Source organism: Streptomyces sp. RLA012, from assembly GCF_056270325.1.
On the sequence record NZ_JBWDPA010000002.1, the window covers coordinates 2,627,298 to 2,641,224 of the forward strand.

Here is a 13,927-nt window from a genome sequence, read left to right on the forward strand (position 1 = left end):
CGCTCGCCTCTTAGGGGCCCGGTGGGCCGCCGGTCGGCGGCCCACCAACTCGCCATGTCCACACCCGGGTTCGGCCCACCGAACCGCATACAACGCTTCGAACAGACTTCGTCCAACCCCTTGCCGAAGCATTAACAGAAGGTTAGCGTCCCGCACCGCACAGCGAATTCGAGCCGCAGCCGTACAAGAGACAAGGACGTCACCATGTCGGCAATGAGCAGCAACTGGGACCGTCGCTCCGTCCTGCGGGCCGCCGCGGGACTGGCCGCACTGGGCCCGCTGGCAGCCTGTGGCAGCAACAACGGCCGTTCCGGGGGCGGGACTTCGGGCAAGGCCCTCAACCAGTACTTCCACGCCTATGGCGAGGCCGGCACCGAGCAGGCCATCAAGCGGTACGCGAAGGCCTACGACAAGGCCAACGTGACCACGCAGTGGATCACCGGTTCCGATTTCGAGAGCAAGCTCTTCGCCACCCTGCTCACCGACAACGCCCCCGACCTGTTCGAGTTCCACCCGCAGATCCAGCTCGTCAAGAGCGGCCAGGTGGCCCCGCTGGACGACATCATCGAACCGGTCAAGGACGACTTCAACCCGGCCGACATCACGTCCCACACGGTCGACGGGAAGATATACGGCGTCCGGATGATCGACGACCCGCAGTTCTTCTTCTACCGCAAGTCCCTGCTGGAGAAGGCGAAGATCCAGCCACCGACGACGCTCGACGAGCTGATCGAGGCCGCCGCGAAGCTCACCACGGACAAGGTCAAGGGCCTGTTCCTCGGCAACGACCTGCACGCGGTCATCGCCCCGATGATCTGGTCGGCAGGCGCCGACACCCTCGACGAGAAGAACCAGATCGCCTACCACACGGAAGGCGTCAAGGAGGGCCTCAAGAAGATGCGCTCGCTGTTCACCAGCGGGCATCTGCTGCTCGGCGCGCCCGCCGACTACTGGGACCCGGCCGCGATCGTGCAGGGCCTGTGCGCCATCCAGTTCTGCGGCATGTGGGCCATGCCGGTCATGCAGAAGGCGCTCGGCGACGACCTCGGGATCTTCGCCTTCCCGAAGGTCACGGACAGCGGCAAGCCCTCCGTCTACAACGGCGGTTGGTCGATGTTCGTCAACGCCAAGGGCAAGAACGTCGACCTGGCCAAGGAGTACGTGAAGTGGCTGTGGCTCGACCAGAAGAAGTACCAGGAGGACTTCGCGCTGTCGTACGGCTTCCACATCCCGCCGCGCACCTCGATCGCCGCGTCCGCCACGAAGCTCAAGACGGGCCTGCCCGCCGAGGGCGTCAAGCTCTTCAACGACTTCGGGCACTTCGACAACATCGGCTGGACCCAGGCCATGATCACGGCGCTGGAGGACGTCTTCGCCAACAGCGTCCGTAAGAACGGTGACCCCGAGGCCTCGCTCGACAAGGCCGACACCACCGTCAACCGCGAGCTCAAGAAGCTCTTCGGATAGCCGACGGAGACCGACGGACGGGTTTCGACATGTCGACCACCACCACGCGCGGTGTCGCGCGCCCCGCCCCGGCGAAGTCCTCTTCGGCCAGGCCGCGGCGGGGGCTGCGGGGCAGCAGCACCTTCAACTTCTGGCTCTTCACGAGCCCCTTCCTCATCGGCCTACTGGTCTTCGTCTACATCCCGATCGGCTGGAGCCTCTGGCTGAGCTTCTTCGAGGCGCGCTTCACGGTCACGCCCAGCAAGTTCGTCGGGTTCGACAACTACCGGCAGATGCTGGAGGACAGCAAGTTCACCGGCTCCCTCGTCACCTTCACCGTGTTCGCCGTGTTCATCGTGCCCACCACCTGGGCGCTCTCACTGGGCCTGGCCCTGATGGTGAACCGGCTGCGCTTCATGCAGGCGTTCTTCCGGTCCGTCTTCTTCCTGCCGACCGCGTGCAGCTATGTCGCCGCCGCGCTGATCTGGAAGATGTCCCTCTTCAGCGGTGTCCGGTTCGGCCTGATGAACACGATCCTGGCCTGGTTCGGAGTGGACAACATCGCCTGGCTGGCCGACCCCGATCCGCCCTGGTACTGGCTGGTCATCGTCTCCGCCCGGCTCTGGCTGCAGGCCGGCTTCTACATGATCCTGTTCCTGGCGGCGCTGCAGAACATCCCGCCCGAGCTGTACGAGGCCGCCGCGATCGACGGCGCCAAGCCCGGCTGGCAGACCTTCCGGTACATCACCCTGCCGCAGCTGCGGGCCACCTCGACCGCGGTGATCCTGCTGCTGGTCATCGCCGCCTACCAGGCCTTCGACGAGTTCTTCAACCTGCTGTCGAAGACGACGTGGGGCCGCCCGCCGCTCGTCGAGCTGTACTACACCGCCCTGGGCGAGAGCCAGGACTACGGCGAGGGCAGCGCGGGCGCGGTGATCCTCACCTTGCTGATCCTCATCGTGACGCTGGCGCAGGGCAAGTTCCTGGGCTTCGGAAAGGGGGACGACTCCAAGTGACGACCACCGTGCCTCCGGTCAGGACGGCCGAACCGCCGGCCGCCAAGCCGCGCCGCGTCCGGCGCGGAAGCGTCATCGGCAACACCGGTCTGTACCTAGCCATCGGCGTCGCCGCCCTGCTCTTCCTGGTCCCCTTCTATCTGATCGTCCGCAACGCCCTGTCCACGGACCCCGAGATCACCGGCGAGAACTGGAAGTTCTTCCCGACGGACCTCCAGTGGGGCAACGTCGGCGAACTCTTCGACGACACGACCGTCCAGTTCGGCCGGTCCCTGTGGAACTCCGCGGTCGTCGCCGTCCTGATCACGGTGGGCACCCTGCTGGTCTGCTCGCTCGCCGGCTACGGCCTGGCCCGTATCCCGTACAAGCACGCCAACAAGATCTTCTACCTGGTCCTGGGGACCCTGATGGTGCCGCCCGCCGTCACCTTCGTCCCGAGCTTCGTGCTGGTCTCCTCGCTCGGCTGGGTGGACAGTTACCGGGGTCTCGTCATTCCGGTGCTCTTCAGTGGTTTCGCCTGCTTCCTCTTCCGGCAGTACTTCCTGGGGTTCCCCAAGGAGTTGGAGGAGGCGGCGCGCGTGGACGGACTGGGCTACTGGGGCGCGTACTGGCGCATCGTCGTGCCGAACTCGCTGAACTTCTTCGCGGCGATCGCAACCATCACCTTCATCAGCGGCTGGAACGCCTTCCTGTGGCCGCTGGTCATCGGCCAGGACCCGAGCGCCTGGACGGTGCAGATCGCACTCTCCTCGTACATGACCAACCAGACCGTCAACTACCACCTGATCTTCATGGCGACCGCCGTTTCCATCCTGCCCCTGGTGTTCGTGTTCCTCTTCCTGCAGCGCTGGCTGGTGCAGGGGGTCGCGCAGACGGGCATCAAGGGCTGATCGACAAGCTCGACCGGCACCAAGGGACGATCTAGGAGACCGATGTCTTTCCGCACGACTTCCGCCATTGACTACGTCGAGGACGTCTCGCCGGGCAGCGGGGCGCTCCCACCACGCGCCCGGTACGCGTCCTCGGACGCGCGGTCCTTGTCACTGAACGGCAGTTGGCGCTTCCGTCTGTCCCCCACCGCCGACGCCGAGGACGACTCCTTCGCCGCGGCGGGGTACGACGCCGGGGACTGGGCCGAGGTGTCCGTCCCCGGCCACTGGGTCCTCCAGGGACACGGCTCACCGATCTACACCAACCACCTCTACCCGTTCCCGGTCGACCCGCCGCACGTGCCGACCGGGAACCCGACCGGCGATCATCTGCACACCTTCGACCTGCCGTCCGACTGGCCCTCGGACGGCGGGGCGGTGCTGCGCTTCGACGGGGTCGAATCCTGTGCCCGGGTCTGGCTGAACGGCACGGACATCGGGGAGTTCAAGGGATCGCGGCTGCCGCACGAGTTCGCGGTCGGCCAGCTGCTGAAGCCGGGCGGCAACGTCCTCGCGGTCCGGGTCCACCAGTGGTCGGCGGGCTCGTACCTGGAGGACCAGGACCAGTGGTGGCTGCCCGGCATCTTCCGCGACGTCACCCTCCTGCACCGCCCCGCGGACAGCGTCCTCGACTTCTTCGTACACGCCTCGTACGACCACCTCGAAGGCCTCGGGACCCTGCGCGTCGACTCCGACGTCGACGGCCGGGTCACCGTGCCCGCCCTCGACATCGATGTCGCGACCGGCGAGTCGGTGACCGTGCCGGTACGGCCGTGGACGGCCGAGACACCCCGGCTGTACGACGGTGTGCTCGCGACCGGGGGCGAGCGCGTCCCGCTGCGCATCGGCTTCCGCACCGTCGTGCTCGAAGACGGCCTGATCAAGGTCAACGGCACGGCGATCCTCTTCAAGGGGGTCAACCGCCACGAGTGGCATCCGGAGCGGGGCCGCGCCCTGGACCTGGAGACCATGAGGGAGGACGTGCTGCTGATGAAGCGGCACAACATCAACGCCGTGCGCACCTCGCACTACCCGCCGCACCCCGCCTTCCTCGACCTGTGCGACGAGTACGGCCTGTGGGTCGTCGACGAGTGCGACCTCGAAACCCACGGCTTCACCGAGCAGGCCTGGCGCGACAACCCGGTCGACGACGACCGCTGGACCCCGGCCCTGCTCGACCGCGCGGCCCGCATGGTCGAGCGCGACAAGAACCACCCCTCCGTCGTCGTCTGGTCCCTCGGCAACGAGGCCGGCACCGGGCGCGGGCTGACCGCCATGGCCGAGTGGATCCGCGGCCGGGACGGTTCCCGCCTCATCCACTACGAGGGCGACATCGACTGCCGTGACACGGACGTCTATTCACGGATGTACGCCGACCACGCCGAGGTCGAGAAGATAGGCCGCGGTCTGGACGGCGGCACCCACAGGCGCCGCGGGCTGCCCTTCATCCTCTGCGAGTACGGGCACGCCATGGGCAACGGCCCCGGCGGGATCGCCGACTACCAGCACCTGTTCGAGTCCTACGACCGCATCCAGGGCGGCTTCATCTGGGAGTGGATCGACCACGGCATCAGGGACGAGCGGTACGGGTTCGCGTACGGCGGCGACTTCGGGGAGGAGCTGCACGACGGGAACTTCGTCTGCGACGGGCTGCTCTTCCCGGACCGGACGCCGTCGCCGGGCCTGGTCGAGTACAAGAAGGTGATCGAACCGGTCCGTATCGTCGGATGGGGGTCCCCCCTGCTCGAGCGGAGCCGAGAGCTTGGGGGAGGCGCGGACGGGACCGTGCGCGTCACCAACGGCTACGACTTCGCCGATCTCTCCGCGCTGGCCTTCGAGTGGTCCTACCAGGTCGACGGGGAGACCGTCGAGGCGGGCGTCCTGTCCGTGCCGGAGCTCGCCCCGGGCGAATCGGCGGACGTGAAACTGCCGGATCCGCCGGCCGACCCACGGGGTGGGGAGACCCGGTGGACGGTACGGGCGACGCTCGCGGCCGACACCGCGTGGGGGCCGAAGGACCACCTGGTGGCCTGGGCGCAGTTCCCGCTCTCGGCGCGGCCCTTGACCGCCGTGGCGCAGAGCGACGGTCCGGTCCTCGGCGAGGGGCAGATCACCCTCGGCCCGGCCGCGTTCGACGCCCGCACGGGTGCGCCGCGTTCGATCGGCGGGGTCGACGTCACCGGGCTGCACCTGGACGTGTGGCGCGCGCCGACCGACAACGACAACGGCGCGGCCTGGCAGCCCGATCTGCGCTACGGACCGCTCTGGCGGGAGCTGGGCCTGCACCGGATGCAACACCGGCTGGAGGCGGTGGAACTGGGCGACGACGCGCTGACCGTACGGACCCTGGTGGCGCCCGCCGCCCGGGAGGTGGCCCTGCGCACGGTGTACCGGTGGACGTCGGACGGGACGCGGCTGCGGCTGACCGTGTCCGTGGCACCGGAGGGCGAGTGGACGCTGCCGCTGCCCCGGCTCGGGATCCGGCTGGGCCTCGCGGGCACGGCGGACCGGGTGAGGTGGTTCGGCGGCGGCCCCGGCGAGGGCTACCCCGACACCAAGTCCGCGTCGATGGTGGGACGTTGGGAGTCGACGGTCGACGAGCTGCAGACTCCGTACGTCCGCCCGCAGGAGAACGGCGCCCGCGCCGACGTCCGCTGGGCGGAGATCGGCGGACTGCGTGTCGAGGGCGAGCCTCAGTTCTGGTTCACCGCGCGCCGCTGGACGTCCGAACAGCTCGACGCCGCCGGGCATCTGACCGATCTGAAGGCCGGTGACACGGTCTGGGTCAACCTCGACCACGGCCAGCAGGGCATCGGCTCGCAGTCCTGCGGCCCCGGCGCGCTGCCGCAGTACCAACTGCGGCCCGCGCCCACCGAATTCACGTTCCTCTTCTCGGAGATCCATGGCTGACACCCTCACGAGGACCGCGGCCGGCCGGCAGCTTTTCAGCCGACCGGCCGCGGTCGCGTCGTGTATCGGATTCATCCTCATCGGCATGCTGCAGGCGCTCTACGGCCCGGCGGTCCCGGGCCTGCGCACGGAGTACGGCCTCTCCCCCTCGGCGGCGGGCCTCGGTCTGAGCCTGCACTTCACCGGTGGAGTCGCGGGCGTCCTCGCCTTCAACGCGATCCACTCCCGGATCTCCAACAGGGCTCTCCTGGCCGCGAGTTATGCGTTGATGGCGGCGGGCGGCGCGGGCTTCGCGCTCGCTCCGAACTGGCCGCTCGCGCTCGCCGCCGCGTTCCTGGGCGGCCTCGGCTTCGGCGGCATCGACTACGGCCTCAACCAGCTGTTCGCGGTCGGCTTCGGCGACCGGTCGCCGGCCATGCTGAACGTCCTCAACGCGCACTTCGGCATCGGCGCGGTACTCGGCCCGGCGCTGATCGCATGGCTGGGGCCGGGCGACTACCCCTACGCCTTCGCGGCGTGCGCGGTGCTCGCGGGGGCGCTGATCCTGTGCACGGGCGGGGTGCGCAGCGAGGCGCCGCCCCTCTCCCCGGCCGAGCGGCCCGCCGCTTCCGGTGGCCTGCTCTCCCGCGTCCTGGTGGGCTTCCTGCTCCTCTACATCCTGAACGTCGGCGTCGAGGCGGGCGTCGGCGGGTGGGAACCCACCCATCTGGAGACCGTCGGCTACAGCGCGACGGTCGCCGCCTCCGCCACCTCCGTCTACTGGCTGATGATGACCGCGGGCCGCTTCCTCGTCGTCCCGATCACCCTGCGGTACGCGCCCGAGCGCATCCTCGCGGTCTGCGCGGCCGGGATGACCGGGTGTCTGCTGCTGACGCTGATACCCGGGGCGGCCCCGGTGGCGTACGCCGGTGTGGGGCTGTTCATCGCGCCCGTCTTCCCGACCGGGCTGCCCTGGCTCAACAGGGCACTCCCCCAGGCGAAAAGGGCCGGCGCCTGGGTGATCGCGGCGTCGATGATCGGTGGGGTCGCGGCTCCCCCGCTGCTCGGCGTGGGCATCGAGGCGGCGGGGATTCGCGCGGTGCCGTGGCTGCTGACCGCGCTGTCCGCGGCCTCGCTGGTGGCGACCGTACGGCTGATCGCACTGACTCGGAGGACCTCTGCGTGAGCGGCAGCATCCAGCCGAGGGAGGACCGTCGGCCGGAACCTTCGACACCGTTCCGGCCGACCGCCCTCGATCGCCCCTTTTCCGCCGTCAGTGGTCCGCGCAGCACGGGGTGGGGTCCGGTACCTCGAACGGCACCAGGGTCCCGCCCGCGGCCGGCATCGCGGTCAGGACCAGTCGTCCTGCACGCCACTCCGGTCGTACGTGATCACGAGTGACGATCCGCTGGTCCGGCTCGGGACCGTCGGGCGCCCCGAGTACGACGACGCGCTCCACCGCGGAGACGGCCAGCAGCCGGGCGACGGTCACCGTGCCGGTGAGGGCGTCGGCCCCGGCGTACTGGACGGCGCGGCCCCCGGTGCGCGCGGTGTGTTCCGCGGCGGCGTGCGCGGCGCCGGCGGCCAGCTCGGCCGGGCCGTGCCGCTCCGCCCCGAGGGCGGCACCGAACTCCCGTTCCGTGAGCCGCCGCCAGGCCGTGCGGGCCACCCGCTCCGAGGGCGCGGAGAAGGACAGCGCGGTGTGCGGCTGTCCGTCCCGCACATGGTGCGTGCAGCCCACCACGCCCTCGGTCAGGTCGAGTTCGACGACGAGCTCGCGGAGCAGGTGGTCGGCCGCCCGCAGGGTTCCGCGGAAGCCGGTGTCGACCCCGACGACGTACCGTTCGGTCACGAGGGCAGGATCCACACCGGGTTGGAGTAGAACCACAGGTCCTTCCACGGGTCAGCGTCGCCGACGACGTCCACGGCCGGGCCCGCCGGGTCGACCGCCGCGCCCATCAGGCCGGTGGCGGAGCGGTTGCCGTCGGTGCCGCGCAGCCGGACGTAGACCGGGCGGTCGACCGCGCCGAGCGAGTAGGTGAGACGCACGGTGCCGGTGGACTTGTTCACCTCGTACGACTGGACGACCTTCGCGGTCGGCGCGGTGAAGGTGTCCTTGTCCGCGACGGCTCCCGTGACATCGCCCTTGATGACGTCCACGCGAGCCACCTTCGGCACGTAACCGGCCCAGTTGGGCCCGTCCGCGAGGGCGATGTCGACCGTCAGGGTGACCTTCTGCCCCTTCTTGACGTGCAGCGCGCCGCCGAGGGTCGCCCAGCGGCTGCCGCCCGCCACCCGTGCGTCGAGCCCGCTGATGAGCTGCCCGTGGTCGACCCACACCCGTCCGGCACGGATGCCGTCCATGACGGCGGCGTACGAGAAGCCGTCGGCGCCCACGTGGGTGCGGCTGTACTGGCCGGGCCAGTAGTCGCCCTGGGTGAGGTCGACCTTGCCGCCGTAGACCGGGTCCGTGTGCCTGCCGTTGGCGGTGAAGTCGCTGTCCGGGCCGCCGCGTACGGCGGTGTCCGTGTACACCTGGTGGGAGTCGGAGTTGGCGGTGATCCACCAGGGCTTGCCCTCGGCGAGGAGGCTGTCCCACAGGCCGCCGACCGTGGCGGTCATCCAGTCGAAGCCGCCCCAGGTGCGGTAGCTCTCCAGGGGGTAGCCGGCGAAGGAGTCGGCGCTCGGGTTGTTGTCGTAGATGCCGCGGGCGCGCCCCATGCCGAGCGGCGTGGCGATGCCCGCCGCCTGGTGGCCCGGCGCACCCTCGAACCCGACGGCGATCTGCCGGCCCGATCCGGTCGCGTCGCGCCAGCCGCGGATCTCGTGCGGCGAGTCGACTCCGCGCCGCGCCGGGTGGTTGGCGAGCATCAGCGCGTCCTTGACCTTGCGCCGCTGCACCTGCTCCGCGAGGAAGTTGAGGCCCGCGACGGCGAGCGCCTCGTTGGCGGGCGAGGAGCCGCTGGTGCCCGTCACGCTGCCGTCGTAGGAGGTCTCGAACGCCTTCAGGACGCTGACCTCGTTGGTGCCGGGGTGAACAAAGACGGTGCCGTGCTCGGCGCCCGGGATGTTCCACTCCAGGCCCTGGAAGACCAGCGTGTCCTCGTGCTCCGCCCGGGCCTTCTTGATGTCCGGGTTGACCTTGTCCACACCGATCTTGGCGTGCGTCTCGCTGCCGTGGTCGGTGATGACCATCCAGTCCAGGCCGTGCCGGGCGCCCTGACGGACCTGGTCGCCGACGCGGTACTTGCCGTCGCTGCTGTCCTGGGTGTGGATGTGGTGGTCTCCGAACAGCAAAAGGAAGCCGTTGCCTCTGCGACCGCCCGTCGGGACGGAGGCGTACGCCGGGGCGGCGGCCGCCCCCTGCGCGAGGACGCCACCGGCGGCCAGTCCCGCGCCGAGCAGTCCGGCGCGGCGCAGCAGCGAGCGGCGCGACTGCTGCTCGGGGGTCAGCGCCTCGTCGGGCACGGAGGTGTCGAAGGCCGCGGGCAGCGACTCGCCCTCGTGACCGTGGTCATGACCGTGATCGTGACCGTGGTGGTGATGCCCATGACCCATGGTTGCCTCCTGAGTTGTGCGCCCGAGTGCGGGCGTGCGCCACGAGGAGATTCGGTGCGGAAGGTGAACACGGGGCGGCCGGGGCGTGTTCGCCGGGCGAGCTGGGGGAGTCGACTCACTGTGTTCGCGTCAACTGCCCATCCATCACAGGCCTTTCACCCGCACCTCGGCCCACACGACTTTATAGGCCGATCCGGTTCGGGGCTCCACACCCCACCGCTCGGCCAGCGCCGCGACGAGCACCAGCCCGCACCCGCCTTCCTCGTCCGGCACCCGCAGGACGGGCAGCCGCTCGGTCCGCCCGTCGGCCACCTCCACGCGTACGACGTCCTCGCACCACACCAGCCGTACGCGAAAGCTCCGCCCGCGCACGCTCCCGTGCCGTACGGCGTTCGCGGCCAGCTCGGCCACGACCAGGCTCACGTCCTCGCTCGCCCCGCTGTCGTACGCGAACCCCCACGCGTCCATCCGGTTCGCCACCAGCCGCCGCGCGAGCCGGGCCCCTCGCGGGGTGCAGCTGAAGAGCTGGGTGAACGTACGTACGGTGACGGGGTCTTGGGCCCGGATGTCTCCTTGCATGGCTCAACGGTGACGGGAGGAACGGGGGTCGACCAGCGACGCCACTCGTACGCCGCGTTCTGTAGGAGTTCACGCTGTGGACAGTACGGGTAACGGTCCGTGACCATACTGAGCATGACCAACAGCACCACGAGCGAGCCCGAACCGTCGGACAGTCTGCGGACCTTCGGCCTGGTCCACAAGGCCTGCCGCAAGCGGGCGGGGCTGACGCAGGAGGAGTTCGCTCCCCTGGTGGGGTACCAGCCGTCCACGGTGGCGTCGATCGAACAGGGAAGACGGCTGCCGCCACGGGTGTACGTCGAGCGGGCGGAGGAGTTGTTGGACGCGTTCGGTGTACTTCGGGCCGCGGCCAAGTACGCCACGCGGCAACCGGGGTTGGCGTCCTGGTTCCAGGAGTGGGCGGAGCTGGAGAAGGAGGCGATCAGTCTCTATACGTTCGAGAACCGGCTGGTGCCGGGGCTTCTCCAGACGGAGGCGTACGCACGCACCCTCTTCAACGAGCGGGTGCCCGTGCTGACCGACTCACAGATCGAGGCCCAGCTCGCCGCCCGCGAGGGCCGTCAGCGACTGCTCACCGAGCGGCCCAACACAGCGTTCAGCTTCATCGTCGAGGAGCACATCATCCAGCGGGGGACCGGCGGTCCGGAGGTCACGCGCGGGCTGATCGACTCGATCCTGGCAGTCACGGAACTGCGTAACGTGGAGCTGCAGTTAATGCCGATGGCCTGCGCCGTGCATGCTGGGCTCGACGGCCCCATCCGGCTGGCGGAGACGCCTGAACACGATTGGTTCGGGTACTGCGAAGGGCAGCGAAGCGGCCAGTTCATCGCTGACCCGAAATCGATCAGCGTGCTCCACATGCGCTATGCGAAACTGCGTTCACAGGCTCTCACCCCGGAGGATTCCCGGAGCCTGCTGGAGCGGACGCGAGGAGCGCTATGAACACCACAGAGCTGACCTGGTTCAAGAGCACCTACAGCGGTAGCGACGGTGACGACTGCGTCGAAGTGGCCCTCTCCTGGCACAAGTCGACCTACAGCGGCGACGACTCCGGCGACTGTGTCGAGGTCGCCACCTGCCCCACCACCATCCACATCCGCGACTCCAAGAACACCTCCGGCCCTCAGCTCACCCTCTCCCCCACCACCTGGACGGATTTCCTCGACTTCGCCGCGCGCTAGGGGCACTCGGCCCTACTCGCGACCCGGTGAACCTTCCCGGTCAGAGCACCAGCTCGACCCAGCCGATGGGGAACGGTCGTGTCGCCGACCCGATGAGGGCTGGTGACACGACCGTTGAGAACCTCTGATGCACGCAGGTCAACCTGCGGTCACTTCGGTTGCCCGGAGGTTCTTCAGCTCGCCGTCGCCTGCCGCATGCTGGGAGGGGTAGAGGATCTGCACATTGACGGTGAGACCGGTACCGGGCTCGATGGTGTGCTTGCCGTCTCCGGGGGAGGCCAGGACGACGGTCCCGTCACTGCCGTCCTTCTTCACCACATACCACTGCGTCTGTGCCGGGTTGACGCGGGTCCGCTCCGGCACGTCGAAGGAGATCTCCCACTCGACCACTCGGCTCTTGTTCGCCGCCAGCTTGATGTCGTTGCTGATGAGCCAGCCGGTCGCGTCCTCCGGCCAGGTCTGCTGCCACTGTCCTTTGATCTCCTGCTCGGCGCTGACCAGGGGCTGGGAGACCTCGGTCTTGACCGAACCGGACTGCTGGGCCGCGGAGTTGGCACGGGTCGGCGAGCTGATCAGAGTCGCGCAGGTCACGCTGCCCGTGAACTGCGGATCGATCCTGCCGCTCAGTTCGATGTGCGCCTTGGCCCCCTTGGGGAGGTCGACCGGCTGGTGCAGGCCGTCGGTGGTCGAGCCCTGGCCGCAGGTGGCGCCGCCCGTCCCCCGGCAGCTCACGCGCACATCGGACAGCTGGGTCGGGATGGTGCCTTCCACCACCGCGTCCGGGGCGTCGTTCGGGCCGAGGTTCTCCACGTCGATCGTGTAGACGATCCGCTGTCCCGCGTCGGCGGTCGACGGGCCGTCCATGGACAGCGGCATGTCGACGGGCAGGGCGACCTTGAGGTTCCGGATCCGGTGGGAGGCCGTCGCGCCACCTGTGCCCGCCGAAAGGCCGAGCTTGAAGGTCGCGGGCATCGGCACCTGACCGGGCGCACCGGCGAGATCGAAATGATCGATCAGCAGAGTGCCGCTCGGGTCCGACTTGCTGGAGCGGCGTACCGTGAGCAGTCCAGCGATGATGGAGACTTGGAGGTGCGCGCCCTCGTCCCAGGTCGCCCGGAATCCGCCTGGCACCTGGACACCGGTCGCCCAGGAGAACCCCGTCGTTCCGGAGCCCGAGCCGCGGATGCCCAGCATGTTGGCCCGCGAGCCCGGACCGTTGGGCCCGGCGAGCCCGGAGGCGAAGTTGCCGTAATTGTCGAAGCCGACGCCGACGTATCCGGCGGTGACGCCCGGCAGCATCACCGTACCGCTTCCGTCCCGCATCATGGAGTAGCCGAGTCCGGCACCGTGGGCGCCGGGCTGAGTCGTCTGCTGTCCGTCGATGAGGTAGACGCAGAAGCCGTCGCCCAGGCCGAAGGCGGGGTCGATGCCCCCCTCGACAGCGAAGTCGAAGTCGATGGTCACACCGAGCGCCGAGCTGAAGGGCTGGTTCAGCAGGGCTGTGCCGGACTTGCTCTTCTGGTCGGGGGTCAGTTCCAGGCTGCCGTTCAGCTGGGCGCTGCCCTTGAGTTCCCAGTGCGGGTTGGTCGGGTGACCGTTGGTGAAGGACTCGATGATCGGGAACTGCACGGTGCCGGTAACGGCCGGGGCCAGAGCTTCGGCTGTCATGGGGCCTCCTAGAAGGATGGTCGGCGGAGCCCGTGAGAAACGGTGCCTCTCCGGGTGGCGAGCGAACACCGTCGTGCGTTACACGCAGCGCGCATGGGCCCTGCGGCGTCGTCGGCCGGGTCGTGCGCGGCTTGGGCGCCAGTACCCGGCTCGCGCTTTCCGAGCAGCGGCCTTGCGCGGCGGCAACTTAACGGGATTGCTGATCTTGACATTTTGCCCACTCGGTGCGATCAGCCCCTTTAGCGAAACATGGATGGTGTGCACCGGCAATTCCGCATCGGCCCTGCTCCGCAGCCCGGGCGGCGGGCCCGAAGGACCGGCTGGTCGGCACCGGACGCCTGCATCCCTGGCCTACAAGCAAGTCGCCGTGTGCCGGCCGCGGCTGGCTAGTGCTGTGACCGCGAAGGTTCACCGGGTTGGGCCGCGCTGATGACTCCCTCCAGCTCAGATGGGATCCGGGGACACAGCCCAGGCGATATATCGACTGCGGAATCCGCGGTTGGGCAGCACACCAGTACAGTCAGCGCACTGAAGTAGTAGAGGAGCCTTGGTGCGCACAAGAGACAACGATGCAGATGGCCATGGCCAGAGGAGGGCCCTGGTCATCAGGTGGATACAGGTCCTGCTGCTCGGGCTCGTTGTCCTACTGGTCGGATTCCGT

Annotated in this window: 11 protein-coding genes; 7 read left to right on the forward strand and 4 right to left on the reverse strand. The window is 69.1% G+C overall.

The annotated features are described in order from the left end of the window. The first annotated feature begins 204 nt into the window (after positions 1–204). Genes RV986_RS12225 through RV986_RS12245 form a run of 5 tightly spaced genes read left to right on the forward strand, consistent with a single transcriptional unit; the run spans position 205 to position 7,466 of the window. Positions 205–1,467, forward strand: a complete 1,263-nt coding sequence (locus RV986_RS12225; protein ID WP_475917411.1) for an ABC transporter substrate-binding protein — start codon at positions 205–207, stop codon at positions 1,465–1,467. A gap of 29 nt (positions 1,468–1,496) precedes the next feature. Then, positions 1,497–2,462, forward strand: coding sequence for a carbohydrate ABC transporter permease (locus tag RV986_RS12230; protein WP_475917412.1), 966 nt, complete (start codon positions 1,497–1,499; stop codon positions 2,460–2,462). Then, complete coding sequence (locus RV986_RS12235) at positions 2,459–3,352, forward strand: carbohydrate ABC transporter permease (RefSeq protein ID WP_475917413.1); 894 nt, start codon at positions 2,459–2,461, stop codon at positions 3,350–3,352. The genes RV986_RS12230 and RV986_RS12235 overlap by 4 nt, the downstream gene beginning before the upstream one ends. A gap of 42 nt (positions 3,353–3,394) precedes the next feature. Beyond that, a complete protein-coding gene (locus tag RV986_RS12240; RefSeq protein ID WP_475917414.1) occupies positions 3,395–6,301 on the forward strand; it encodes a glycoside hydrolase family 2 TIM barrel-domain containing protein in 2,907 nt (968 codons plus the stop codon). Next, a complete protein-coding gene (locus RV986_RS12245; protein ID WP_475917415.1) occupies positions 6,294–7,466 on the forward strand; it encodes an MFS transporter in 1,173 nt (390 codons plus the stop codon). Before RV986_RS12240 ends, RV986_RS12245 begins: the two co-directional genes overlap by 8 nt. An 87-nt stretch (positions 7,467–7,553) precedes the next feature. On the opposite strand, the gene RV986_RS12250 is transcribed toward RV986_RS12245, so the two are convergent. From RV986_RS12250 to RV986_RS12260, 3 genes are all read right to left on the reverse strand, one after another. Continuing rightward, positions 7,554–8,132: a hypothetical protein gene (locus tag RV986_RS12250; protein ID WP_475917416.1), complete on the reverse strand. Its 579-nt coding sequence runs from the start codon at positions 8,130–8,132 to the stop codon at positions 7,554–7,556. Beyond that, entirely contained in the window at positions 8,129–9,838 is a 1,710-nt protein-coding gene (locus tag RV986_RS12255; RefSeq protein WP_475917417.1) for a CehA/McbA family metallohydrolase domain-containing protein, read from the reverse strand. The genes RV986_RS12250 and RV986_RS12255 overlap by 4 nt, the downstream gene beginning before the upstream one ends. A gap of 144 nt (positions 9,839–9,982) precedes the next feature. After that, complete coding sequence (locus RV986_RS12260) at positions 9,983–10,417, reverse strand: ATP-binding protein (protein WP_475917418.1); 435 nt, start codon at positions 10,415–10,417, stop codon at positions 9,983–9,985. Positions 10,418–10,531: 114 nt separating this feature from the next. On the opposite strand from RV986_RS12260, the gene RV986_RS12265 reads away from it, so the two are divergent. Both RV986_RS12265 and RV986_RS12270 read left to right on the forward strand, forming a co-directional pair. Next, on the forward strand, positions 10,532–11,359 hold the full coding sequence (locus RV986_RS12265) for a helix-turn-helix domain-containing protein (RefSeq protein WP_475917419.1): 828 nt from the start codon (positions 10,532–10,534) through the stop codon (positions 11,357–11,359). After that, positions 11,356–11,598 carry a DUF397 domain-containing protein gene (locus tag RV986_RS12270; protein ID WP_475917420.1) on the forward strand — a complete coding sequence of 81 codons (243 nt, stop codon included), beginning with the start codon at positions 11,356–11,358 and terminating at the stop codon, positions 11,596–11,598. The genes RV986_RS12265 and RV986_RS12270 overlap by 4 nt, the downstream gene beginning before the upstream one ends. 138 nt (positions 11,599–11,736) lie before the next feature. Here the strand turns inward: RV986_RS12270 and RV986_RS12275 are convergent, their stop codons facing one another. Continuing rightward, complete coding sequence (locus tag RV986_RS12275; protein WP_475917421.1) at positions 11,737–13,266, reverse strand: hypothetical protein; 1,530 nt, start codon at positions 13,264–13,266, stop codon at positions 11,737–11,739. Positions 13,267–13,927 lie beyond the last annotated feature (661 nt).